At 49.0% G+C, this 26200-nt stretch carries 21 protein-coding genes; 7 read left to right on the top strand and 14 right to left on the bottom strand.

Annotated elements, in window-relative coordinates:
* Window positions 1-61: 61 nt before the first annotated feature.
* Window positions 62-1126, bottom strand: a complete 1065-nt coding sequence (locus K7B67_RS04700) for a class I SAM-dependent methyltransferase (protein ID WP_252179213.1) — start codon at window positions 1124-1126, stop codon at window positions 62-64.
* A 152-nt stretch (window positions 1127-1278) separates the two neighbouring features.
* Here K7B67_RS04700 and yciA point away from each other — a divergent pair, with 152 nt between their 5' ends.
* The 3 genes from yciA (at window position 1279) to K7B67_RS04685 (ending at window position 3622) form a co-directional block, all read left to right on the top strand.
* A complete protein-coding gene (gene yciA / locus K7B67_RS04695) occupies window positions 1279-1662 on the top strand; it encodes an acyl-CoA thioester hydrolase YciA (RefSeq protein WP_252179212.1) in 384 nt (127 codons plus the stop codon).
* Window positions 1663-1672: 10 nt separating this feature from the next.
* Window positions 1673-2296: a uridine kinase gene (gene udk / locus K7B67_RS04690; RefSeq protein WP_252179211.1), complete on the top strand. Its 624-nt coding sequence runs from the start codon at window positions 1673-1675 to the stop codon at window positions 2294-2296.
* Between the two features lie 288 nt (window positions 2297-2584).
* On the top strand, window positions 2585-3622 hold the full coding sequence (locus tag K7B67_RS04685; protein ID WP_252179210.1) for a GMP reductase: 1038 nt from the start codon (window positions 2585-2587) through the stop codon (window positions 3620-3622).
* Window positions 3623-3681: 59 nt separating this feature from the next.
* Here K7B67_RS04685 and pflA read toward each other — a convergent pair whose 3' ends face one another.
* Window positions 3682-4413: a pyruvate formate-lyase-activating protein gene (pflA, locus tag K7B67_RS04680; RefSeq protein WP_252179209.1), complete on the bottom strand. Its 732-nt coding sequence runs from the start codon at window positions 4411-4413 to the stop codon at window positions 3682-3684.
* 101 nt (window positions 4414-4514) lie between these two features.
* Window positions 4515-6797: a formate C-acetyltransferase gene (gene pflB, locus K7B67_RS04675; protein ID WP_252179208.1), complete on the bottom strand. Its 2283-nt coding sequence runs from the start codon at window positions 6795-6797 to the stop codon at window positions 4515-4517.
* An 896-nt stretch (window positions 6798-7693) separates the two neighbouring features.
* Here pflB and K7B67_RS04670 point away from each other — a divergent pair.
* Complete coding sequence (locus K7B67_RS04670; protein ID WP_252179207.1) at window positions 7694-8089, top strand: hypothetical protein; 396 nt, start codon at window positions 7694-7696, stop codon at window positions 8087-8089.
* Between the two features lie 126 nt (window positions 8090-8215).
* Here K7B67_RS04670 and K7B67_RS04665 read toward each other — a convergent pair whose 3' ends face one another.
* On the bottom strand, window positions 8216-8674 hold the full coding sequence (locus K7B67_RS04665; RefSeq protein WP_252179206.1) for a methylglyoxal synthase: 459 nt from the start codon (window positions 8672-8674) through the stop codon (window positions 8216-8218).
* A gap of 166 nt (window positions 8675-8840) precedes the next feature.
* Here K7B67_RS04665 and K7B67_RS04660 point away from each other — a divergent pair, with 166 nt between their 5' ends.
* Window positions 8841-9827, top strand: a complete 987-nt coding sequence (locus K7B67_RS04660) for a tRNA-dihydrouridine synthase (protein WP_252179205.1) — start codon at window positions 8841-8843, stop codon at window positions 9825-9827.
* A gap of 67 nt (window positions 9828-9894) precedes the next feature.
* Here the strand turns inward: K7B67_RS04660 and K7B67_RS04655 are convergent, their stop codons facing one another.
* Complete coding sequence (locus tag K7B67_RS04655; RefSeq protein WP_252179204.1) at window positions 9895-10611, bottom strand: porin family protein; 717 nt, start codon at window positions 10609-10611, stop codon at window positions 9895-9897.
* Window positions 10612-10845: 234 nt separating this feature from the next.
* Between K7B67_RS04655 and mnmC the strand changes: the two genes are divergently transcribed.
* Window positions 10846-12873: a bifunctional tRNA (5-methylaminomethyl-2-thiouridine)(34)-methyltransferase MnmD/FAD-dependent 5-carboxymethylaminomethyl-2-thiouridine(34) oxidoreductase MnmC gene (gene mnmC / locus K7B67_RS04650; protein ID WP_252179203.1), complete on the top strand. Its 2028-nt coding sequence runs from the start codon at window positions 10846-10848 to the stop codon at window positions 12871-12873.
* Here the strand turns inward: mnmC and msrA are convergent.
* From msrA to hemG, 5 genes are all read right to left on the bottom strand, one after another.
* Window positions 12870-13505, bottom strand: a complete 636-nt coding sequence (gene msrA / locus K7B67_RS04645; protein ID WP_252179202.1) for a peptide-methionine (S)-S-oxide reductase MsrA — start codon at window positions 13503-13505, stop codon at window positions 12870-12872. The two genes, mnmC and msrA, sit on opposite strands and share 4 nt — an antisense overlap.
* Window positions 13506-13540: 35 nt before the next feature.
* Window positions 13541-14791 (bottom strand): HlyD family efflux transporter periplasmic adaptor subunit, encoded by a 1251-nt coding sequence (locus K7B67_RS04640; protein WP_252179201.1) that lies wholly within the window; start codon window positions 14789-14791, stop codon window positions 13541-13543.
* A 44-nt stretch (window positions 14792-14835) separates the two neighbouring features.
* Complete coding sequence (locus tag K7B67_RS04635; protein WP_252179200.1) at window positions 14836-17280, bottom strand: ABC transporter permease; 2445 nt, start codon at window positions 17278-17280, stop codon at window positions 14836-14838.
* Window positions 17273-17974: an ABC transporter ATP-binding protein gene (locus K7B67_RS04630; protein ID WP_252179199.1), complete on the bottom strand. Its 702-nt coding sequence runs from the start codon at window positions 17972-17974 to the stop codon at window positions 17273-17275. Before K7B67_RS04630 ends, K7B67_RS04635 begins: the two co-directional genes overlap by 8 nt.
* A 602-nt stretch (window positions 17975-18576) precedes the next feature.
* Window positions 18577-19164, bottom strand: coding sequence for a menaquinone-dependent protoporphyrinogen IX dehydrogenase (gene hemG / locus K7B67_RS04625; RefSeq protein WP_252179198.1), 588 nt, complete (start codon window positions 19162-19164; stop codon window positions 18577-18579).
* A 233-nt stretch (window positions 19165-19397) separates the two neighbouring features.
* Here hemG and K7B67_RS04620 point away from each other — a divergent pair, with 233 nt between their 5' ends.
* The gene (locus K7B67_RS04620; protein ID WP_252179197.1) at window positions 19398-20570 is read left to right on the top strand and encodes a glycosyltransferase family 87 protein; all 1173 of its coding nucleotides are present in this window, start codon (window positions 19398-19400) and stop codon (window positions 20568-20570) included.
* 22 nt (window positions 20571-20592) lie between these two features.
* On the opposite strand, the gene K7B67_RS04615 is transcribed toward K7B67_RS04620, so the two are convergent.
* From K7B67_RS04615 to K7B67_RS04600, 4 genes are all read right to left on the bottom strand, one after another.
* Window positions 20593-21552: an ABC transporter permease gene (locus tag K7B67_RS04615; RefSeq protein ID WP_252179196.1), complete on the bottom strand. Its 960-nt coding sequence runs from the start codon at window positions 21550-21552 to the stop codon at window positions 20593-20595.
* On the bottom strand, window positions 21549-22529 hold the full coding sequence (locus K7B67_RS04610) for an ABC transporter permease (RefSeq protein WP_252179195.1): 981 nt from the start codon (window positions 22527-22529) through the stop codon (window positions 21549-21551). The genes K7B67_RS04615 and K7B67_RS04610 overlap by 4 nt, the downstream gene beginning before the upstream one ends.
* A gap of 127 nt (window positions 22530-22656) precedes the next feature.
* Window positions 22657-24216 (bottom strand): ABC transporter substrate-binding protein, encoded by a 1560-nt coding sequence (locus K7B67_RS04605; RefSeq protein WP_252179194.1) that lies wholly within the window; start codon window positions 24214-24216, stop codon window positions 22657-22659.
* Between the two features lie 72 nt (window positions 24217-24288).
* Complete coding sequence (locus K7B67_RS04600; protein WP_252179193.1) at window positions 24289-26028, bottom strand: ABC transporter ATP-binding protein; 1740 nt, start codon at window positions 26026-26028, stop codon at window positions 24289-24291.
* Window positions 26029-26200: the final 172 nt, after the last annotated feature.

Here is a 26200-nt window from a genome sequence, read left to right as displayed (position 1 = left end):
ATAACTGAAATAATATTTTAATCACTTTTTATACGAAAAAATTATATAGGTGTTATTTCAATCATCGCTTGAACGCCTGATAAATTGAAAAACCATTTTTTACGACCAGGGTCTTACAATCACCAAAAGCCTGTTTGATGATCGGCTCATAACGAAGGAAGCTATTGGCAACAATACGCAGCTCCCCTCCTTTCTTCAGCAAGTCAGCAGAGCGGGCAAGAAACTGTTCCGTCACGGCATAATGGGTCTTAACCCCCTGATGAAAAGGAGGGTTGGAAACAATCAGGTCGAACTCGCCACTGATTTCAGATAAACCATCACTGGCCAACACATTAAAATGCTTTACGTTATTTTCCTGCAGGGTACGAGATGAACTTTCCAGAGCCAGGGCGTCGGAGTCCACCAGCGTATAATGAGCATCGGAATTCAGCTGTCCAAGAAAAGCGGCTACCACGCCAGCACCACAACCAAAATCGAGAACCCGTCTGGCCGTGCAGTTCTCAAACGTATCGAGAAGAACGGCTGTGCCCACATCAACACGTCCATGACTGAATACTCCGGGCAGCGAGAATAGAGGTAAAGTGATGCCACGAACGTTGAGCTCATAGGCACTGTAATGATCAGACTCAGAAAATTCGGTGTCATTGTTCAGAACTCCTGAAGCTTCGATCAGACTACAGTGACGAGCGTTATCCATATTTTTAACTTCAGAAAAATGCTGCCTCAGTCGTTTGCGCCAGGACTTGATGCCTTCATTGTTCTCACCTGTCAGCCAGACGACAGCCTCCTCTTTTAATAAAGGTGTAATCATTGCCAACCAGAAATCCATCAGCGGTTTGCTCTTTTGCAGGAAAATCAGCACGCCATCAAACCGGTCTGCTGTCGGTTCCACCACAGGCCCGTAGTGAAGCGTCAACTGGCTGTTTTCAGACCAGTCTTTGTTAAGGGTTCTGTAGACGGCAAAGTCCCGGGTCAGCCCACAGATTTGTTCTGTAATGCCTTCCTGAAGCATTTCTCTTCCCAGCCCATCAGCGGGCATCCCCAGCACAAGCATTTTATTACAGCTCAGCCATTCACTGTTACGAATCACCAGCTGGCTTGGGTTAGAGAGAGTTCGAGTGCTCATAGCATCCTTATATCAATCAAAAACATCACGGGGCAGAATAATATTCTATTCAAGGGAAAACGTCATAAAATGTGCGACTTATTGTTTACATGGCCGACCAAGGCTTTTAGGATTTGCGCCAGATTTTTTTCGTGCTCACTGGAGATCCCCTCATGCTCGAGCCACGAGGCGAGCTGATGCTCAGAACGCTCGCCATGCCCGCAGACACCAATCCTAACGGTGATATTTTCGGTGGCTGGCTATTGTCACAAATGGATATTGCCGGTGGTATTGCTGCCAAGCAGAGAAGTTTCAGCCGGATTTCGACGGTCGCCATTGAATCCATGTCCTTTCACCAGCCGGTGCAAGTTGGTGATGTCGTCTGTTGTTATGCCGAAATTCTTCGCGTTGGCACCACCTCTATGCGAATCAGACTGGAAGTCTGGATCACGAAAATGCCTTGTCATCAGCAACGTATTAAAGTGACGGAAGGCATCTTCACCTTTGTGGCCATTGATGAACAGGGTCGCCCTCAACCTGTCGATAGAGACCGGTAATGGAGTATAAATGCTGAAACAAAAAACTATCCTGGTGGGCATTGCCGGTGCCTCCGCTTCCGGTAAAAGCCTGCTGGCCAATACACTGGTCGAAGAGCTTCAGTCCCAGCATGTGTGCGTCATCTCTGAAGATTCTTACTACAAAGATCAGACGCACATGACCATGAAGCAAAGGGTTCAGACAAACTATGACCATCCCGATTCTATGGATCATGACCTGATGCTGGCGCACATGCAGCAGTTGAAAGAAGGTCAGACGGTGGATGTGCCACTGTACGATTACACCGTGCATAACCGTAAACAGGAGACCCGCAGGGTTCTACCTGCCCGGGTTATTTTGATTGAAGGCATTCTGTTGTTTACTTGTCCGCAGGTCCGGGAGACCTTTGACCTTCGTTTCTATATGGACACGCCACTGGACATCTGCCTGATCAGACGACTGAAGCGGGATATTGTCGAACGAGGCCGTGATGTGGATTCGGTCATCAGGCAATATCTGGAAACAGTACGCCCCATGTTCCTGCAATTTATTGAGCCTGCCCGCCAGCACGCCGACCTGATCATTCCCCACGGGGGCAAGAACAGGATTGCTATTGACCTGATTAAAACCAAGATTCAGGATTTGATTGATTAGCCTCCCCGGCAACTCGTTCCCTCGATCTGCGAGGGAACACCCCACCTGAAAACACGCTTCGGAAAACCCACCTTTGACCTCAATATCTGTTTTTGTATAATCGCCCGGTATAGGCATAGAAAGTGCGTGCGCTTTCCGGGTCACCGGTCTCTTATAGGAGCCTCCAAAATCCTGCCGCTTGTACACTTCCCTTGTCATCCACCTGTCGAAGACTAAGTCCTTAATCTGAAAACTAGTCTTTAACCTGTAAAAAGTCTTTAACCTGTAAAAAGGTCTAACGGGAAAGTTATGCGTGTTGAAGCTGATATCAAGCTGGGTTTTAAAGATGTTCTGTTCAGACCCAAGCGTTCAACCCTGAAGAGCCGGTCCCAGGTCAGCCTGGAACGTACCTTCAAATTTATTCACACCAGTCAGGAGTGGACTGGCGTCCCTGTCATTGCTGCCAATATGGACACCGTAGGCACTTTCTCTATTGCCCTGGCACTGGCCGAGCACAAGATGCTGACCGCCGTGCACAAACACTACACCATCGAAGAATGGCGGGCATTCCTGGACAACGCACCTGCTGGCATTGAAAACCATGTCATGGTGAGCAGCGGCACATCTGATGCTGACTTCACCAAACTCAACGACATCCTGGCACTAAGCGACAACCTGCGTTTTATTTGCATTGATGTTGCCAATGGCTACTCCGAACACTTTGTTCGATATGTTGCCAAAGTTCGTAAGCATCACCCCAATAAGGTCATTATTGCCGGTAACGTCGTCACCGGTGAAATGGTTGAAGAACTGATTCTGAAAGGTGCTGACATCGTTAAGGTAGGCATCGGACCCGGTTCCGTATGTACCACCCGTGTGAAAACCGGTGTTGGCTACCCACAGCTGTCTGCTACCATCGAATGCGCTGACGCCGCTCACGGTGTTGGTGGTCAGATTATCTCTGACGGTGGCTGCACCTGTGCAGGCGACGTTGCCAAAGCCTTTGGCGGTGGTGCCGACTTTGTCATGATTGGCGGCATGTTTGCCGGTCACGACGAATCCGCTGGCGAAGAAGTGGAAGAAGACGGCGAGAAATTCAAACTGTTCTACGGAATGAGTTCTGAAACAGCTATGGACAAGCACTCTGGCGGAGTGGCTAATTACCGTGCTCCTGAAGGCAAAACCGTTAAGATTCCTTATCGCGGCCCTGTCGAAGGCACTGTGCAGGACATTCTCGGCGGCGTTCGCTCCACCTGCACCTACGTAGGCGCGGCAACCCTGAAAGAGCTGACCAAGCGAACTACTTTTATTCTCGTTCAGGAACAGGAAAACAGGTTATTTAACTAACACCTGATTCCATGGCCTTGCCCTTGTCGGCAAGGCCATTGCCAGCTCAACTTCCTTTCTTAATAGGCCGCCACAATCCCTCTCGAAGTAAACTCATCCCGGATCCGTTCAAGCTGCTCCTGAGTAGGAGGAGTTACCTTTTCCAACTCATAAGTGTCGTTTAATAAGTTCCATTTATGCACCCCCAGACTGTGGTAAGGCAGTATCTCAACCTTCTCAACGTTCTTCATGGGTTCAATAAACTCAGCCAACATACCAGCGTACTGTGGGTCAATCGTATAACCATCGACGACGACATATCGAATCCAGACCGGCTTGTTAATCTCTGCCAGATAGTGCGCAAAATGCTGAGTATGGCTGCCGGTGACATAGGTCAACTTATGATGCATTTCTTCATCCATGTGCTTAATATCCAGCAGCACAAGATCAGTATTGTTTAACAGACGTATAACATCGTCGTTAATGTGCTTGGCAAAACCATTGGTATCCAGACAAGTATGAATACCTTCCTTACGACACTCTGCAAACAGGTCGGCGACAAAATCAGCCTGCAAAATAGGCTCACCGCCGGTTACCGTCACGCCGCCTGAAAGAAAGTTTTTAACTTTTTTGATTTCCCGAAACACTTCTTCGTGACTTTTCAGCTCCCCACCTTCACGAAGATCCCAGGTGTCCCGGTTGTGACAATAGCGGCATCGCATCAGGCAGCCCTGCATAAAGACCACATAGCGGATACCGGGGCCATCGACGGTTCCGAATGAATCCATGGAATGAACGCGTCCAATTGCCATAACTGACCTCAACTCAAATAGACGAATACCAAAAGCTCGGAAAAATCCCATAAAGAAGGCCGGCATAGTGCCGGCCTTCCTTCACTCAATACCCAAAAAAATTACAGAGTTGCTGTAAAGGTTCGAGCAATGACGTCTCTTTGTTGCTCGGGGGTCAAAGAGTTAAAACGAACGGCGTAGCCGGATACGCGAATGGTCAGTGAAGGATACTTGTCTGGATTTTCCACAGCATCTTCCAGCATCTCACGGTTCATAACATTCACGTTCAGGTGCTGACCACCTTCCCGCTCAACCTCATGATGGAAGTAACCATCCATCAGACCCACCAGATTGCGACGACGACCGAGTTCATCCTTACCCAGTGCTTTTGGCACAATAGAAAAGGTATAGGAAATACCGTCTTTCGCATAAGAGAATGGCAGTTTAGCCACAGAGCTTAGTGACGCTACCGCACCACTGGTATCACGACCATGCATTGGATTAGCGCCCGGACCAAATGGTTGGCCTGCACGACGACCATCTGGCGTATTACCGGTCTTCTTACCATAAACCACGTTAGAGGTAATAGTCAGGATAGACTGGGTTGGGATCGCATCACGGTAAATTTTGTGTGATGCCACCTTTTTCATAAAGGTCTCTACCAGCTCACAGGCAATCGCATCGACACGCTCTTCGTTGTTACCAAACTTCGGATAGTCGCCTTCGATTTCAAAGTCTACGGCAATACCATCTTCGTCACGAACCGGTTTCACTTTAGCGTACTTGATCGCCGACAAAGAGTCCGCAGCAACGGACAGGCCAGCAATACCAGTCGCCATGTTACGCACAATATCGCGGTCATGAAGAGCCATTAGGGAGGCTTCATAGGAATACTTATCATGCATGTAATGGATGGCATTCAGTGCTGCTACGTACTGAGTCGCCAACCAATCCATCAGACGATCCATGCTGGCATAAACCGTATCGAAATCCAGCACCTCATCTGTGATTGGAGCTACCTTGGGACCAACCTGAATCTTCAGTTTTTCATCGACACCACCGTTGATGGAGTACAACAGTGTTTTGGCCAGGTTGGCACGGGCACCAAAGAACTGCATCTGCTTACCGACAATCATAGGCGATACACAGCAGGCAATGGCGTAATCATCACTGTCCATGTCCGGACGCATCAGATCGTCATTCTCGTATTGAATGGAGCTGGTATCAATGGATACCTTGGCACAGAATTCTTTAAAGCCCTGTGGCAGAGCCTCGGACCAGAGCACGGTAATATTAGGCTCTGGTGAGGGGCCCATGGTGTAAAGGGTATGCAGGAAACGGAAGCTGTTTTTAGTCACCAGCGTACGACCATCCAGGCTCATACCACCGATGGACTCTGTCGCCCAGATAGGATCGCCGGAGAACAGTTCGTCGTACTCAGGGGTACGCAGAAAACGAACCATACGCAGTTTCATGACGAAATGGTCGATCAGTTCCTGGGCATCCACTTCCGTGATTTTGCCCGCTTCCAGGTCACGCTGGATATAAACGTCCAGGAAAGTCGCTGTACGACCCAGAGACATGGCTGCACCGTTCTGGGATTTAACCGCCGCCAAGTAAGCAAAGTAAGTCCACTGAACCGCTTCCTGAGCAGAGACAGCAGGTTGACTGATATCGCAACCATAACTGGCCGCCATCTCTTTTATCTGCATCAGGGCACGGATCTGTTCCATGATCTCTTCACGCAGTCGGATAGTCTGCTCCAGGTTTTCGCCAGACTCCAGCGCAGAATCCAGCTGGCCATGCTGTACTTTCTTGTCTGCAACTAGACGATCAATGCCGTACAGAGCAATACGACGGTAGTCACCGATAATACGTCCACGACCATAGGCGTCTGGCAGACCGGTAATCACACCGGACTTACGACAGTTACGAATAGAAGGCGTGTAAATATCAAAGACACCGGCATTATGGGTTTTGCGGTACTCAGTGAAGATCTTCTTCACCATGGGATCCAGCTTCTTCCCGTAGACTTCACAGGAAGTTTCCACCATGCGGATACCACCATTGGCAATCATACCCCGCTTCAGAGGCTTGTCAGTCTGAAGACCGACAATCTTTTCCAGATCTTTCTGAATATACCCGGCTTTGTGTGAGGTAATGGTGGAAGGCAGATCGTGATCAAAATCAATCGGGGCGTGGGTGCGGTTTTCTTCCTTGATACCCTCCATAACATCGTCCCAGAGACGACGGGTAGCTTCGGTGACATCGGCAAGGAAGTCGTCACCCCCTTCATAAGGGGTATAGTTTTTCTGGATAAAATCCCGAACATTGATATTTTCGGTCCATTCACCTTGGGCAAATCCTGCCCATCCTGCTGGTAGTTCTTTGGCTTGAGTGCTCATTGATCGCAGCTCCTGCTGTTGGAAAATCTGTATAACCATAAAAACAGACCGGTCACTTCCACGGCGCATTTTTATGGCAAAAAATTAAGTATCTAACCAAACAGAAAGGAAATGTGTATTTGTGTTGAGCTATGTCAAAAAATGATATCTGCCACTTGTTACAATACAGATATCTCGCATAGCGGTGTCAGCGGACTACCTTTCCGTCCGATAAAAACTGTCGTTTGTTGAGTTACAGAATATATTAACTAATTACTTTCCACCACTGTGCCAAATACTTATTAAAACAGCTATTCGCGAACCATTTATACGACGATTATAAACTGAATGGTCGATATGATAGCACACCCTGCACAGAGACGAGCCTAACCAGGAGACAGTAATACCCCCGATTAACGAAAAAGTCATGAACACCTGAGTACTTATTTGAAACTGACTGAGGCATTACGACAATGGGCATATAATAAAATCAACTTTAAAACGGATAATATTTGCAAATAGACTTTTATTAAGTCCAATTTAATTAATTAGTTATTAACATTTTCTCAAAATTCAAAAATATTATTTAAATAAACAACCTTAAAAATGTTCGACTGCTATCATTGCCTCCAAACATTAGCGCGCCGCTGAAGAAACTTCACACCAGCCCTGGTCATACATAATGGCCATAAGTTGTTAATGTGTCGTTAAGTAACCGACCCAACACTCCGTTTTTAGCCTGCCCCCTGGGAGCCTGTCGGATTTAATCGTCGGACAGTCTTGGGTTCGTCAGGTTCTCAGGTAACGTCTTTTCATTTAGGTACTGTTACCTATTCATGCATTAATGGAGATTTAATACCATCGTATCACTAATAAACAATCTAATTTTCTGGGATAAATCTCCTTTGGAGGTAGTAGTGAGCAAATATATTTACGCCACTGTTTACGAACAATTTACCGGCTTAAAACCACCTGAGCCAAAGTCACATAAGCCCCGCAGAAGAAGAGGCTATGGACACCCTTATAGAATGCGGTTGAATATGCAGGAATCGGAGGGTCAGGATCAAGACTTGCCGACCAGCGAGAGCGATCATTTCAACAATGATGAACTGAGTTTCCAGCCGGAGCCGGTCAGGCAACCTCTAACTCGACATCAAAATTACGCAATCAGAACAACGCCTCAGAAACCTATTGAGTGCCAAGGTCTCATTGAAGAGCAAAAGACTTCATGCTCGCCCAAGGTGACTTACAAAAAACGTCGCCACTACGAGCCGACTGTCACCAATGAAAGTCTGGATCCGACCAGCTTATAAAGGATCGTCAGCTTCCCGGAATCACATCATGAATTAATTGCCCGTAGTGTTTTTACGGGCAATTTTTCGTGGGTTCTTTTTCGGAACCATCAGCCAAAACAGTCATTGTCAGCCGTTGGCAAATCGTTAAAAAGACCTGGACTTCAGATAGCGCTCATAATCCGGAATCTTTCTTTCGTGACTCTGGCCCATCATGTCTGAAGAAAACATAAACTCAGCAGAGCTTTGGTTACAGGCCACCGGGATATTCCAGACCGCGGCAATTCTCAGCAACGCTTTCACGTCTGGATCATGGGGCTGGGACTCAAAGGGATCCCAGAAAAATACCAACAGATCCAGCTTGCTTTCAGAGATCAAGGCACCAACCTGCTGATCGCCACCCAAAGGGCCACTGATAAACTTTTTAATGGGCAGAGACAGCGTCTTTTCCAGAAGGCCACCGGTGGTGCCAGTGGCATACAACTGATGATTGGCCAGCTCATCACGATGACGCAGAGCCCACTCCACCAGCTCTTCCTTCTTTTTGTCGTGAGCCACCAGTGCTATGTTCTTTTTGACGGGTACGACATGTGTTTTATATTTCATTGAGAATATTCCAATCCAGACAAAAGATGACTGGGATATTTAACTGCTTAAGCGATTGCTGTCAAATCATCTCCCTGCAACTTACTGAAAAAATCGAAAGTAAAGCAAAAACCAGGGATTTCTGTTAGATTACTGCGTTTGCCCAAGAGCCATATCCTTTTCATCCATGAGCACTATAACCCTGGCCCCCATGGAAGGTGTCGTTGATTACCTGCTGCGGGAACTGCTGACTGAGGCTGGCGGCATTGACCTGTGTGTAACAGAATTTATCCGTATCACGGACACCCGGTTGCCGACACAAACCTTTCACCGGATCTGCCCGGAACTCAAGCACGGCTGTCGCACCCGAAGCGGAACACCTGTTCATATTCAGTTTCTTGGCAATAATCCGCAGATGATGGCCTACAATGCCGCCAAAGCTGCCCGGCTTGGGGCACTGGGGGTGGATTTGAACTTTGGATGTCCTGCTAAAACCGTGAATCGCCATAAAGGAGGCGCAGTCCTCCTGAAAGAACCCGAACTTATTTATGAGATTGTTTCAGCGGTGCGCAACGCGGTTCCTGCGCAAGTGCCCGTCACCGCCAAAATGAGACTGGGCTATCTGGATAGCGACCTTGCCCTGGAAAATGCCCGGGCCATAGAAAGTGCTGGCGCAAACTCTCTGGCGGTTCATGCCAGAACCAAACTTCAGGGTTATAAACCCCCTGCCCACTGGCAGGAATTGGTTCAGCTGCGAGAAGCACTGTCCATTCCGCTGGTGGCGAATGGTGATATCTTCAAAATCGAGGATGCGCAACGCTGCCGGGAAGTGTCTGGCTGTCAGGACATTATGATTGGCCGGGGTATTCTGCGTGATCCGGATCTGCCTGCGGCCATTGTCGCCAGTCAACACAACCCGTGTCAGGAAGAACGCTGGACCCGCTCTCTGTTACTGATCCAGAGGTTTACCGAAAAAGTGGTCTCTGCCCCGGCACACCCGGAGCAGGAACACCCTTATTTCATCAACAACCCCAGGCGCTATCTGGATGGCAGACTGAAACAGTGGCTGAGCATGATGAGCAAAAGTTCTGACAACGCCCGCAAACTGTTTGAAAAAGTAAAGCGGGAGACTTGTCTGCAAACACTGTCGCATATAATCCAGTCGGCTTCCTGAGGCGCCCAGACTGCTCATAACCAGGGAATACGCCTTAGCTTTCCCTGGTTATACGACAATCATCCCTTTAAAATGAATAACGGGCAGTCAGTGAGTATTCACTGGAATAAAGATGGGCACGCAGTTGCTCGTCCTGAAGACCTCTTGAGTTTACAAAAGCATTCATGCCGCTCTCTACCTTACCCAGGTCAACATAGCGATAACCCAGCGAGAAGTTCACATTTTTGATGGGCTCATAGCCGACACCCACACCCACTGCATAAATCAGATTGGTGTCTGTGTTGTTATGATATTGGCGTGATGGAACACCCTGCCAGCCGCTGGATTCAATTTTCGCGACACCCAGCCCGCCCGTGGCATAAGCAGAAAAGCCAGCGCCGATCTCCATATCTCGATAGACGTTGAACATAACACGTTGAGCATCCGCATAGTGATTATTCAGACTACCCGCGAAAGTACTGGAATCACTGGTAAAATGCACTTCCTGAGTGGCAGTGTATTCACCTTCGAGACGCCAGTTATTACCAAAGTCATATCCCAGAGCCAGTGAGTAAGTATTCGCTTTATCCTTATCATCGCCTTCAACGAAACTTCCGATGCCAGGTCGCAGACTATTCTCCATACCTTCTGCCTTAACATTGGCAGACAGAAAACCAAGAGAACCATAATAGCCCGCATCAGAGGTAGATTCGTTAGCGACTGCCTGATGGCTCATTAAGGCCAAAGCCAATGCTGATGGCAAAACTACAAAGGGTGACAGTGACTTTTTGTTAGACGATTTCATGGACTTTATCCTTATTATGTGTGGAGGCTGGGAGGTTAAGCACCGGGTTGATTATGAAAGCTGAGCATTGCCTGAAACTTTCCTGAAGATTACAGACTGGAAAGGAGCCCGCATCCTGCATCAATTGACAACCTCACTGGCCAGCGGTAGATTCGCGGTCAACCAACAACCCTCACATCGGCTGGATCGCAGGGGATTCCTGCTGGTTCTTCCACCCTTGATTAGAGACCCTGCATGAGCAAAAAAGACGCCCCCCTTCAACAGCAGCACTTAAAGCGCCCCGTGACTCATGCAGACCTTGAATGGAAAGAGAACGGCCAACCTGCATCCACCGCATTTGATGATATTTACTTTTCTACCGCTTCAGGCATCGAGGAAACCCGGCACGTATTTATTGAGGGAAACGATCTACCCAAGCGTTTTGCCGCTTTGAATCAGAATGAAAGCTTTACGGTTGGAGAAACCGGCTTTGGCACAGGGCTCAACTTTCTCTGTGCCTGGGCCTGTTTCGATAATGAAGCACCTGAGTCGGCAAGACTGCATTTTATATCAACCGAAAAGTATCCACTGTCTTGTAATGATCTCCAGAAAGCACTCTCGATGTTTCCTGAGCTGGCAAAATACACGACTCTACTTGTTGAATGCTATATGCCCGCCATTGAAGGACATCAGCATTTCAGCTTCGCAGATGGCAGAGTAAAACTGACGCTGTGCATGGGCGACGTGCTGAATACCCTGCCAGAATTGGAAGGCCGGGTGGATGCCTGGTTTCTCGATGGCTTCAGCCCGGCAAAAAACCCTGAAATGTGGCAGCCGGAACTGTTCACGACGATGGCCGCCAAAAGCCACCCGGACACCACCTTCGCAACCTTTACGGCAGCTAGAATGGTCAGGGACGGTCTCACTCAGGCGGGCTTCAGTGTCGAAAAAAGCGACGGCTTCGGGCACAAACGGGATATGATCAAAGGCAGGCTGACTCAAACCGCCAAAAAACAAAAGACCAGGCCGCTATGGTTTCATAATCCTTCTCAGCATGGTAACAATGGCACGATTCAAAACGCCATCGTCGTCGGTGGCGGACTGGTAGGCTGTAGCACGGCAAGAGCCCTTGCCGAAAGGGGTTGGCAAGTCACTCTGATCGAGCAACATCAGGCCCTGGCCATGGAGGCATCTGGTAATCCTCAGGGGATTCTTTACACCAAGTTGTCGGCCAATAAAACGCCACTCAGTCGATTTATTACCCAGGGCTACCTGTACTCTATCCATTTATTGGGCTCTTTTGCCAGCAAGCAACCGGAACTCTGGCAACAATCCGGTGTCGTGCAACTTGCTATCAATGACAAGGTTAAAAAACGCCATCAGGATCTTGCCCGGCATTTTCCCGAAGACTTTCTTAGCTTCCTGCCCGGCCATCAGCTTTCCAAAATCGCTGGCATACCACTGGATCACGATGGTCTGTATTTCCCGGATGCGGGCTGGGTTCGCCCTGCCCTGTTCTGTCAGACTCTGGCCAACCACAGCAATATCAAAGTCGTTTCGAATACCAGGCTGGAGTCTCTGGAATATGAAGCTGATGGCTGGACTCTAAACCTGATGAGTGACGGCGCTCCCCAGACAATACAGTCCCGCAATGTCATCATTGCCTGTGCTAAAGCATCCAGCCAATTACCTGCACTGAACTTTATTCCACTGAAAAACATCAGAGGGCAAATCACCGAGATCGGCTGTACTGACGACAGCGCACTACTAAAAACAACCGTCTGCGGCGAAGGCTATGCAGCACCTGCCGCCTATGGTCGTCACACCATTGGCGCCACTTTCGATTTTGACAGTGACTCGGCTGAGGTTCTTACAGAAGGTCACCAGAAAAACCTGGCGATGCAAAAAGACTGTGCGCCTGAACTCTACCGGGCCCTGGGAGGGGAGCAGGCCAACATTCTGGGAGGCAGGGCCAGCTTTCGTTGCACGACACCTGACTACATGCCGGCGGTGGGGGCCATTGTTGACCGGGAAGACTTTCTGAATGAGTTTGCCATGCTCCGCAAGAACATGAAGCACCCATTCAGCCAGCCTCCCCGATACCTGAAGGGTCTGTATATCAATGCCGGTCACGGCTCCAGAGGATTGATTACCGCACCGCTATCGGGAGAACTGCTGGCAGCACAGATGAATGGCGAGTGCTCACCGGTTGCCTCTGACCTTCTGGATCATTTGAATCCTACCCGGTTTCTGGTGAGGGCGATGAGTCGAAATCGGAGCTAGGAGCCAGGCGGCAGGCAAATTCCAGTCCCTCCCAGACTACAGTACCCTTCCGGATTCTTGGCCAGGTATTGTTGATGATAAGCCTCGGCATAATAAAAGACCGGGGCATCAACAATTTCTGTGGTAATACTGCCTTTGCCGCTTTCGTTCAATGCTGCCTGATAGTGAGCCATGGATTCACGGGCTTTCTTACCCTGCTCATCGGAAGTGGTATAAATCGCAGAGCGGTACTGAGTGCCCCGGTCATTACCCTGCTTCATGCCCTGGGTAGGGTCATGAGACTCCCAAAACAGTTTCAGCAGGGCTTTCAGGGGGATAACGCCCGGATCAAAAGCTATCATGACCACTTCAGCGTGACCGGTGCCACCAGTACAAACTTCTTCATAGGTCGGGTTAGGCGTATAACCTCCCGCATAACCGACTGCCGTCGTCCAGACGCCAGCCTGTTTCCAGAACAGCCTTTCGGCCCCCCAGAAACAGCCCATACCGACATAGACCACCTCCAGCTCAGCAGGGAAAGGTGGCACAAGAGAATGGCCGTTAACATAATGTTCCGCAGGCACTTCCATCGCTTGCTTACGCCCTTTCAAAGCGTTTTCCTTACTGGGCAGTTGCTGTTTATCAAACGACATTTTGAGCCTACTAAATTATGGCTTTTAAAAGGATCTCAGTTGACAATCACCACCTGGTCAGAATCGACACTTCGATGGACATCATTGAGAATCAACATCTCGCCATCACTGGCACCGGCCACAATCTGAATATGGCGACCACTCTCAACACCGAATGAAATCACGGTACTGTTTGCCAGCTCTTTGCTGTCGTCCAACTTGAACAATTCGCGCTGTGAATGAGCGACAGCATTGACTGGCCTTTCGATGAACAAGGCATCTTCTACGGTGTCAACAATAATGTCGGCTGAGACAGACTGGTCCGGCCTGGAACCTGTGGGTGGCAGATCGTCAAATGCTACTTCAACGGTGACTGTTCCTTCAATCACTTTCGGGCTGATTCGAGTCACTTTGCCGGTTGCCGTCTCACGACGGTTGTCTATTTGTACCGGAAGTCCAACGGTTACTTTTTCCACTTGTGTTTGGGGGACTTTGATTTTGGCAACCAGATCAGAGGTACTCCCGGCAACGGCCAGAGTTTCCCCAGCGCTAACACTCTGACCCAGCACCACAGGCAACTCCTGAAGAACGCCCTGGATACCTGCCCTGACGGTAAGCTGTTCGACCTTATTTCGTAATGATTTCAGGGCTCCATTGGCCTGCTTGATTTTCTCTTGCTGAATCTTCAGGGCTTCCTGGTGAACCAGAAGCAACTGCTCCCTTTGTCCTGTCAGGATTTTCACACGCTCAGCCAACTGCCTCTCTTTCAGTCGCGTGGTGTTATAGGTAAGACGGGAAATCGTTCCGCTTTCAATCAGTCTTTCCTCAGCATTAAGCCTGAAGCGTACGGTTTCATAGTCGGCCTTGAGTTGCGCCAGGCTCGCCTCTTCAGCCATCAACTCCCGGCTATTGTTCAGCCGAATCATTCTCAGGTTGGCCTGTTCCTGTATCAAGTCCTGCTCAACTCGTTCCAGGTCTTGCAACAGGTCAGGGTTTCCCAGCTGAAGAATGGCACTGTCGGGTTCAACTATGGCTCCCGGCTTCAGGTAAATCTCATCGACAGTGGCGGCAGTCCTTGAGGTCAGCCTTTTTTGCCGATTAGATACCAGAGTACCGTAGGCCTCAATCCCGACCGTAAAATCCCCCTGATTCACTTCACCCAAAATCAAATCTTTACGCTGTAAGGTTTCACTGCTGGCAGGTTTAGACCACTGCCAGACAATAACAAAAACTACAGCCAGAAACGCTAGCAGCCACTTCCAGTGACCAGTCAGTTTTGTTTTTTTATCTTCAACTGGAATATCCATTTTTAACGTCCTAACTCAGGTCTGCCTTTCTGCCAAAAAACTGATTATTGTGTACGCAGGCTGGCAACAGGCCAACGTGTAGCCAACGGCCTGACGGGTAACCAGGTCGAGAAAAGTGACACCGTAAAAATAAGCACAGCTGCACACAATATGGGGAAAATTTGCACAACCAAAAGTTCGTCTGAATATTGTCGTACAATACTATAAAGCAGCCCACTCAACAGTACACTGATCAGACCACCCGCCAGCATTGGCTTTATAGTGTTAAGCAAAGCCCCCTTTACAATGACTGTGGGACTTGCTCCCAATGCCATCTGGACGCCTATCTCGAAGCGACGCAAACTGGTGTTATAACTGACCACTCCATAGATACCAACAGCTGCCAGCAGCAGGGAAAGCAGGGTCAATGACAGGCTGATGACAGCAGTCGTGATTTCCTGGTTCAGCTGCTGCAAGCGCCAGCTTGACATTGCAACTGCATCGCTCAATCTCAGCCCCGGATCAATGTCTTTGAGGAAAACTTTCCATTCATGGTCAGTTAACTGCTGACCAGATTTCATTCGCACCGCAAACTGCAGTGTCGTATGATAAATCGTCAGTGCGCCATACCCAGGCATCAGAACAAAATTCTGCAATGATCCAGTAGAGGATGGTGAGGTTAAACGATCCACGATACCTACAATTCGAAATTGGAGATCAGTGTATTTCAGGTTCAAGCTCTTGCCTATTGCCGATTCATCAGGGTACAGCTCCTTAGCCAGATCTTTTGAAACAATAGCAACACGAGCACGATCTCTGACTTCATCCTGAGTAAAGTTTCTGCCCAATAGTAGAGTCTGCCCAATGACAGCCAGATACTCATTACTGACAATATTTCTTTGTACTCTATTTACGGGCTGCAAATCACCAGCAAACCGTTCCACTGTAAAATAATCAGGGTACGATAGTGGATTGCCAAATGAAGTAGCCGATTCTGCAACCATCGGATGTTTGAGCAAAGCCTCTTGAATTTGCTGGGAAACAGCAGGCGAGTTCGCTTTATTATCCGGGCTGACCTTCAGGTGAACCAGATTGGTCAGATCAAGCCCAGTAGGTCGTGAAATCACTTCCAGCATCGGCACCAGCAGACTGATAGACGCTACCACCAACACTCCTGCCAATGCCACCTGACTGGCAACCAGAGTTTGTCTGACCCATTGCGATACCTGCCGACCGACGCCTTTACCGCTACTGTGGACCTGAGAAACCAGGGATTGGTACCGAACACTTCTGAGAGACATGAACGAAAAAACTACAGCTATGGATACAGCAATAGCCAATGTCACCAGCACCATAACACTATCAATCGATAGCTCATTGAGCCGGGCCAGATAATCGCTGGCATACCGGGTTAATAACTGGAAACCCAGGCTAGAAACCATAACAGCCAGTACGCTGATCAGGATGGCCAGAATCAGGTTTTCAGCCAATAAGGCATGGAATAAATGACTGCGCCGCGCCCCGAAAATAGCTCTTATCGCCAGAGGCCGTTGTAACTGAGCACTTCTTGCAATGACCAGATTGACTGTATTGGTAAAACCAATCAGAAGTAATCCAACGCTCGATGCCAGAAGCAAAAGTGCCGTATTCCTGCTGGCACCACTGGTCTGTTCTTCAAGTTTGACCAGATTGGCCAGAAATGAATCTTCCATCCACTCCAGAGAACTGGTTGCCTGTTCATAGACGGTATTGAGCGCATGTTCTGCACGCTGAGGGGTGACAGATTGCTGAAGCCTGCCCAGTACTGCCCTGGTATCTCTGGCACTGTTCCAGTTATTGCGACCGGCTTCATCGGTGATGTAATAGTCCCAGGTCAGCCAGATATCGCTGCCAGCAGGGCCACTGTTATACAACGATGGTTCTACGAATGAAGAACCAATAACTCCGATTACCCGGAAGCTTTTACCATTCAGTTCAATCGTCTTGCCGATGATGTCTGGCTGACTATTGAAATAACGCTGCCAGGTGTCATAACCGAGAACCGCTACTGCCTGGTTGCTGCCCGGCTTTTCTGAGTCAGCAAACCCTCTCCCAAGAGCCATAGGAACTCCAAGCAGAGAAAAATATTCCGGTGTCACAAAGCTGACTACTCTATCGGGTAATTCCGGATGACTACTAAGCTCCTGTGTCGTATAAGCCGCCATGGCTACTTGCTCAAAAACATCATCCTGTTCATAAATTTTCATTAATCCGGGGTAAGTATTGACATTTTGAGCTTTGACCTGCCCCTTTGAACTATAAGTTCCCTGTACTGAATAGAGATTATCCTGTTCAGGGTAAGGCAGAGGTTCAAGAAATATCAGCTTTACCAGTGCCAGGGCACAAACCAGCCCACCCAGACATAACCCCAGCGTGGCAACCACGGTCAGGCTGTATGCAGGCGCTTTGCGTAAACTGGTTGCCGCCAGCTTTAGCTCTGCCCAAAACGAAGACACCCGTCGCTCAATCATAAGCAGGCTCCCTGACTTGTGCTGATACATTATGGGGAGTGCTGATCTGTCCATCTTTCAGCTTTAGTCTTGTTTTGGCCATACCGGCATAACGGGGGTCATGGGTTACCAGGCAGATAGTTGAGCCTTCGTCGTTCAATTGTGACAACATGTCCATAACCGCATCGCCGTTTGTGGAATCCAGGTTACCCGTTGGCTCATCAACCAGCAGTATTGCGGGTTCTGCCACCAAAGCTCTGGCAATGGCAACACGCTGTTGCTGACCGCCTGAAAGCTGATTGGGCTTATGCCCAGCCCGGTGACTCAGCTCAACCTTGGCAAGACAGTGCTCTACTCTCTCTTTGATATAGGAACGGCTGAAAGATTGGCGATGGTATCTCAGGGGTAAAGCAACATTATCAAAGACGGTCAGTTCATCAATCAGGTTAAAGGACTGAAAGACAAAGCCGATTTTTTCAGCACGAATAGCAGCCGCTTCTGACAGGCTGAGCTGATGGGCATTAACGCCATCAATCAGATACTGACCGGATGAGGGGGTATCCAGCAGCCCCATCAAAGTCAGCAGAGTCGATTTTCCACACCCGGAAGGACCGGACACGGAAACATACTCCCCTTCATAGATGGTGAGATCCAGGTCTCGTAAGGCCAGGGTTTGTACGGAGTCTGTCGCAAAGGTTTTGCAGATTCCGCGCATTTCTATCTTCTTGGCTTTCATTTTTTTATTATTTCTTTAAAAATTTCGATTAATGGTAATCCGTCAATCCAAAGCTTGAACTCGTTATTATTCAGCTCAGGAGTTCCGTTGGGTAAGATTTTTCCTAAACGCAATCAAGCAGAAAGGGGGGGGGAATCCTCATAGCAATATACACGACTAAAGCCGTATTGCTTTGTGAGCAAAGCGATCAACTCGAGGCGATTGTTACTGAAAGACGAGAGTGTTTGTCTCTTACTAAAACTGTTGACTAACTCCATATACCTATTTCCGTCTTTTATTTATTAGTTTTTTTTGTACTGCAGACGCTGCGGTCAAGATATCTTCTTAAAATTTACAAGTCAAGGGTTCGCCTCCCGGTGTTTTCAGGCTGTCAAGCTGCACTTAAAGCTTTTCAAACCTCACCCCAAACTGGTAGATTAATACCAGCTAACAGCCTCGAGAGATCTCATCAACTTGTCTTAACGGATAAACCAAAAGCACAACGGGATGTGGAACTCTCGATACAAGAAGAATAACAGCAGGTACACCACCATGAACATGGATTACATCATTCTAGCCCTGTCACTTTTTCTCCCCGCCGTTTACGGTTTTGCTTTGTTACTGTCCCTGGCTTTTGAACCTGAAAACTGACCGCCTGCCAGTTGCTGAGCCAATCGCTCAGCAAACCGCTCTACACGACACCAGTCTGTGAACTCACGATCTTCTGACGGGGCGCTTGAGCCATCGCTGATCCTGAAGATCAGGCTTAACAACTGTTTTTGGAAGAAGTTGTAACGAGACAGTTTGAACGCCCCTGCGAACACTTCGACATCAACGGGTTGCAGCGAGCTGTTGCGCAGGTACTTGGTGAGATAGGGGTTTTGGTGCGGCTCAATTCTGTTAGCCTTTCTGGCCGTCAGATTGACCGAGAAAAAGTAGCAGGGCTTGCTGTTCAACGCCCCGGCATTTTGCTCTACGAAACGACAAAAATCCCGGTGATGATGGCCATATCGGACAGAACTGCCCAGCATAAACGCATCGTATTGTTTCAGCCTGATATCGGTTGTTGACCCTTCCAGGTGAATCGTATCCACCTCGTGACCGTTGTGGTTGAGGATTGAGCGCATCCTTTCGATGATTTTCTGCGTCTGACCTTCGCTGGATGCAAACAGCATTAGAACTTTAGACATTGCTTTGACTCACAACTCTGCAATAGATGCCACAATATATGCCACAATATATGCCACAATGATCGCAGACAATCTGTTCATTTACATTGAACAGGGTCAATTAAACACTCCCACAACTGGCAGAAAAGACATTCTCGTCGTATTTTGTAGTCTGCATTGGAAAAAACAAATGACTTTCAGCCGTGTGAACGCTGTTTGTTTCCGGACATAACTCTAAAAAATAACGAGCTCTTATGAAGGACATGCCCCCCCTGAAAAGCCTCCTCCTGAAAAACCATCCTGCGGCCCTGTTCGGAGTGTTTCTCTGGGGTCTGGCGGTGATTCTGATCTTTGTCAAAGTCGTCCTGGAACCGGGCCATCATACCGTGCTGGACAGTTACCTGCTGGGCGCTGAGCGATGGATCGACCGGGTAAAACTCTACTCAGGACCGGGAGGGTTTATCTATACGCCTACCTTTGCCGTGCTGTTTGTGCCGGTCACCAAACTGCCGGTTTTTCTTGCCGACCTGCTATGGCGTTTATTTACCATAGGCCTTTATGCCTGGGCCAGCCTGAGACTGTTGAAGCACTTTCAGGAATACTCCGGGGAAACACTTTTTAACCGGTTTGGATTATTCAGTCTGATAGCGGTTCCCCTTGCTTTCTCGGGCTTTCGAAACGGGCAGTTCAATGTCGTCCTTATTGCCGCCATGATGCTGGTAGTCAGCCAGATCATAGAGCAACGCTGGAATTCGGCGGCCCTGATTCTGGCTTTTATTATGAGCCTGAAACCCACCTTTATTGTCTTTTTCCTGCTGGCAACCACATTGTTCAGGCCGCTCTGGCTAAGAGTGCCGGTGATGCTGCTGGCCTTTCTGTCATTACCTCTGATGTTTGGGCTGGACTACGGAGTTGAGCAGTACAAGCATTTTCTTGAAATGGCTCACTCGGCTGTTGACCTGGGAGTCACAACCCCCAACTGGGCCAGTTTCTTTAATATTCCCGCACAGCTTTTTAACGTCTCCGTGCCCGAGAGTCTGCAGAACATTATAAAAGTCATGCTGGCTGCCATCACCTGGGCCGCTTGCTTTTATGCCATTGTTCGTCATGGCACCAAAAATGGCCTGATTTATTTATTGAGTTTTGCTGCCTGCTATCACGTTATGTTCAACCCCAGAAGCGTCAATACCGATTACATTATTCTCGGTACCACGCTGGCCTTCTGGTTTGCTACTGCTGCTTTTCAGTGGCGAGATAAAACACTGACGTGGACAACCGGTCTGATTGCCCTTGGTGTTCTGTTCGCGTTTGATATTTCAAGAACTCTGGTGACAGGCGCCACCAGCTGGTTTAACCCGCTGATGGCGACCGTTTTCACTGGCGTTCTGATCTGGCAATTGAGCAGGAAAAGGGTGTTTGCACCCTGAACCCCAGACAAAAATTTGCTGCTTAACCCTTGTAGAGTTTGGGGTTAAGCACATCCCTCAGCCAGTCACCCAGCAGGTTAATCACCAGCACCAGTGTCACCAGAACGACACCGGGGATCACCGTAATCCACCAGCTGCCAGAGAAAATATACTCAAAGCCACTCGAGATCAGCGAGCCCAATGACGGTTCTGACACCGGCATCCCCAGCCCCAGGAAAGACAAGGCAGCTTCACTGATAATGGCATTGGCAATCTGCACGGTTGAGATCACCAGGATGGGAGACAGGCAGTTGGGCAGAATATGACGAAACATAATACGCCCGGAGCCAAAGCCCATCACTCTGGCAGCCTCAACATACTCTTTCTTTTTCTCAGCCAGAACGGATGCACGAATCGTTCGGGCGTACTGTGGCCATTCGGCAATACCGATGACCAGAATCAGCATCCACATCGCCAACTTGCTGTACAACTCTGATCCAAAGGAGGCCTGAAAAATAGCCAGTACGACAATGGCCACCATCATGGTGGAGAACGATAACTGAATATCTGCCAGTCGCATCAGGAAACCATCAACCCGTCCCCCCACATAGCCAGCAGTCAAACCGATAACAATGCCCAGCAACGCCTGGAGCAAGACCGCCAGGAAACCGATGGTGATGGAGATTCTGGCACCATAAAGAATGGTGCTCAGCATATCCCGGCCCTGAGAGTCTGTTCCCAGTAAGAATCGCCCGTCGCCTTCTTCACTCCAATAAGGCGCTATCTCGGAATCCATAATATCGATGGTGGCAAGATCATAAGGATTGGTCGGCGCAATAACCGGTGCCAGCAAGGCCGCAGCGACCATAACCGCCAATAGCAAAGCCGCCACCATGGCCAGACGGTCATTGACGAAGCTGTGCCAGATATTGGACTGACGAATCTTCTGCCAGGTAGAAGGCGCCTGTTGTGCGCCGACTTCATTTATGGGCAACTCACTCATTGGCTGCCTCCTGCCAGTTTTACGGTTGGGTTAATCAGGCCGTAGATCAGGTCCACCAGGGTATTCACCATCACAAAAATGCCACCGACAACGATCAGATAGGCAACAATCAAAGGGGTATCAACACGGTTTACGGCTTCGAGGAACATAAAGCCCATGCCCGGCCACTGGAACACGGTTTCTGTCAAAATGGTATAGGCGACCATGGTTCCGATCTGGACACCTCCTACCGTGATAACCGGCAGCATGGTGTTTTTCAACGCGTGCAAGAAGTAAACACGAGCTTTCTGCAAACCTTTGGCTTTGGCAAACTTTACATATTCCGTGTGCAGGGCTTCCACCATTTCGGAACGAATCAGACGAATAAACAGAGGCAGCATGATACTGGCCAGAGAAATAGACGGCAGAATCAAATGCAGCCAGCCACTTTGGGTCAAAAAGCCGGTTTCCCAACTGCCAAAGACATGGGTTAATTCACCCCGTCCGTAGGAGGGCAGCCATTCCAGCTCAATAGAAAACACATAAATACCGAATATTGCGGTCAGAAAAACAGGGACAGAAATACCCAGAATACTGACCCCGAGAATCAATTTGGTCAAAAAACTGTTTGGCCGTATGGCACTGTAAACACCTGCTGGAATAGCTATCAAGACAATCAGCAGGGTGGCACCGAATACCAGCTCAAGCGTCGCTGGCAGTTTATCCAGAATCACTTCCAGGGCGGGCTCTTTAAAGAAGTAAGAAGTGCCCAGGTCGCCCTGAACGGCATTGGCTAGAAAGCGACCGTATTGCACCAGAAAAGGATCGTTCAGGCCCAGCTCATCACGCAGCGCCTCTCTTTCTGCTTCTGAGACGGACACACCCACCATCTCTCTGAGAGGATCACCCAGATTATCCTGGATAGAGAAACTGATCAGGCTGATGACAAACATCACCACCAGACCCTGCATCAGTCTCCTGAATAAAAATAACAACATAAAAAATCCTGCAGCGTTTGTTGTACTTCTGTAAATGCCGCTCTATGCGAATGACGAATCAGAGAAGGAAAAAATCAAAAAAGGGCCGGTCTGAGCCGACCCTGTCACGGCTACTTTTCGCTAAGGGCTATTTTTCGCTAACCACCAGATCCCCCAGGTATGGGTTGTTCATAATGTTAATCACTTCTTCAGCGTTCACACCTTTACGAACCCCCCAGGCCAGGTTTTCCCAGTGCAGTGGCACGTAGGCTGCCTCCTGGTATAACTCCTTCTCAACTTCCTGCAGCAGCTTGGCGCGTTTGTCCATGTTGGTTTCAGTCCCTGCTGCTTTCACCAGCTTATCGATGGACTCGTTGCAGTAGTTACCACTGTTGTACTGACCCCAACCCGTGGTGGCATCGGCGCAGGCGGTCAGGTATTCCGTCATATTGGCGGAATCTTCGGTATCTGCGTGCCAGCCGATCATCATCATGTCAGCAGCACGCTCATCAAAGGCTGGCCAGTACTGTGCCTTAGGCACGGTTTTCAGATCAACCTTGATGTTGATACGGTCCAACATGCTGGCTACGGCCTGGGCAATTTTGGCATCGTTAATGTAGCGGTTGTTTGGCGCCATCATGGTGACGGAGAAGCCCTCTTCATAGCCTGCTTCTTTCATCAGCTGTTTGGCTTTCTTGAGGTCGTAACGAGGTTCCAGGTCTTCAACAAAACCGGCATAACCTTCAGGTCCCTGCTGGGCAGCCGCTTCAGCAAAGCCCTTCATAATCTTTTTAACAATGCCTTCGTTATTGATGGCGTGGACAATCGCCTGACGAACCCGCTTGTCCTTGAAGGCTTCAACTCGATCCTGGTTCAGCTGGAAAGTGATGATACGGGAACCGGTCAGGGTGATCAGGTCAGTATCGTGAGAACGTTCTATACGCTGATGGTCATTAGGCGGCACCGGGTAGATAAAGTCGACACCACCGGACAGCAGAGCAGCAACACGTGTCGCATTTTCCTTGATCGGCGTCAGAGTGATTTCGTCGACGTTACCCGGAGACTGCTTGTCCCAGTAGTCATCAAAACGCTCAAATTCCATTTTAACGCCCTGCTGGCGCTCGGTGACAATGTAAGGGCCGGTACCGGAAATATTACGGGAAGCAAAGCTATCGCCATGCTTTACGATCAGCCCTTTATCACGGCCTTTTTCATCTTTACCGCTGTAGAACTGGCTGTCCATGGGAAAGATGTAAGTGGCCGTGTTCAGAACCAATGGGTAAGGCTTTTTAGTCACCAGATCAAAGGTGTAGTCGTCGATCACTTTCAGCTCAGCAAATGGCGCAAAGATCGCTTTGTAGTCGGCACTGTTGACCAGACGATCGAAAGTCCACTTAACGTCTTTGGTCGTCAGTGTATTACCAGAATGGAACTTAACGCCTTTTCTCAGGGTAAAGCGCATGGTCAGATCGTCGATCCGCTCCCACTTCTCGGCCAGCCGCGGCTCAAAGCTCAGATCCTTATCCCAGCGCAGCAGTGGATCAAAGGACATATGCGCCATCTGCAGGGTAGCACCTGACAGCTGCTCATAAGGATCCAGAGAAACAGGGTCAGCGTCGTAAGCAATTTTCAGGGAAGCAGCCTGTACACTCAGAGCCAATGTAGAAGCCAGAGCAACGCCAGCCAGTGACTTGATCATTTTTTTCATTATTTTACCCCTTGGGCAGGTCAATCAACGTTTTTATACTTTTCAGGAAACAGCTTTCCGGGAGCCTGGCATTTACACCAATGCCACCGGTGCCGGTTGCTCGACTTCCAACCCCTGATGGGAGAGGTGATCGATTTTCGGCATCAATTCAATCAGGCTCCGGGTGTAGTCGTGCTCAGGCGCAGTAAACAGTTTTTCGGTTTCATCCACTTCCAGCAGGGTTCCGTGCTTCATCACCCCAACCCGGTCACACATCTGGCGGATAACCGTCAGGTCGTGACTGATGAACAGCATGGTCAGGCCCAGTTCATCCTGAAGATCCTTCAGCAGATTGAGTATCTGTGCCTGAACCGATACATCCAGTGCCGATGTAGGTTCATCACAAATCAGGAAACGGGGGCGGGTAGCCAGTGCCCTGGCAATGGAAATACGCTGGCGCTGACCACCGGAAAATTCATGGGGATACCTGATCCCGGCCTTACTGCCCAGGCCAACATGATCCAGCAAGTCAGCGGTGATCTGTCGAATCTGCTGTTCAGACTCAGCCAGACCGTGAAAACGAATGGGCTCGGCAATAATGTCGTTAACATTCATACGGGCATTCAGACTGGAGTAGGGATTCTGGAATACCATTTGAATCTGTCGTCTAAAAAGCTTACGAGCTTTTTTGTCCAGCCGAGCCATATCATGACCTGCGAAAAAAACCTGCCCGGAGTCAGGCTGGTAAAGCCCCGCAATCACCCGGGCAATGGTTGACTTACCTGAGCCTGATTCGCCCACCAGACCAAAGGTTTCACCGTCGCGCACTTGAAATGACACCTTGTTGGATGCCGTCACATAACGACGGTTTTTTTGCAGGAAAGCAGACCGGGTTTCAAACTTGAGCATGACCTTGTCAACGCTCAGAAGATTCTCGTCTTCTATAACGCCAAAAGATTCACGCTGACCCAACCAGTGACTTTTAACATCAATACTGCGAGTTTCAACTTTTTCAATGTATTCAACTCGGGGAAAACGGTGCAGCTTAATATCCGTTCTTGGAACAGCACTGATCAGACTCTGTGTATAAGGATGCCCGGGGTTTTCCAGAATCTGCCGAGCCTTACCGATCTCAACCAGTTCGCCCCGGTACATCACCGCAACCCGGTCAGTCACGTTGGCGATGACACCCATATCATGAGTGACTAATAGACAGCCGACCTGTCTCTCCTTACAGAGTTCACGAATCAAATCAAGAATCTGATTTTGAATAGAAACGTCCAGGGCAGTAGTCGGCTCATCAGCAATAATTAATTCAGGCTCACCAGCCAGGGCAATGGCAATAACGACCCGTTGACGCATACCACCGGAAAATTGATGGGGATACTGCCTGATTCTAACTTCCGGCTCGGGAATGCCTACGGCTTTCAGCAGGTCGAGTGCTTTGCTAAAAGCGTCCGCGGGATTTAATCCGAGGTTTTCGGTGATGGTTTCAACTAACTGGGTTTTGATGGTCAGCAGCGGGTTTAATGAAGTCATTGGATCTTGAAAAATAAATCCAACCCGTCTGCCACGCACTTTACGAATAGCTTCACCGGAAAGGCCTGAAATGGTTTCACCATTCAACCTGATTTCACCACCCGCGACACGGCCGGGAGCACTGAGCAGATCAATAATGGCATTGCCAACCGTGGATTTACCGGCTCCGGACTCCCCCACAAGACCCAGAATTTCACCTTTGGCAACCGTGAAAGACATTCCCTTTACGGCCACAGCAACACCGTGACGTGAGGGAAATTCAATGCGCAGGTCATTGACTTCCAATAAGGACATGCGTGCCCCTCAAGTTTATTGTGAAAACACAGTCGTTTGTTGATACCTGCTCTGAGTAAACGAAAAAATCTTAAAAAATAATTATCCGGTTACTCGCTTATCAGCCGGTTTTTTTAATGACTGCTTTTTCATCTCATTCTTATTTTGGCGCTTTGCCAACCCTGTCACTGCC

The organism is Endozoicomonas sp. 4G, from assembly GCF_023822025.1.
Taxonomy (GTDB): domain Bacteria; phylum Pseudomonadota; class Gammaproteobacteria; order Pseudomonadales; family Endozoicomonadaceae; genus Endozoicomonas_A.
Note: the sequence above shows the minus strand (reverse complement) of the source record. Positions and strands in the feature narration are given on the sequence as shown.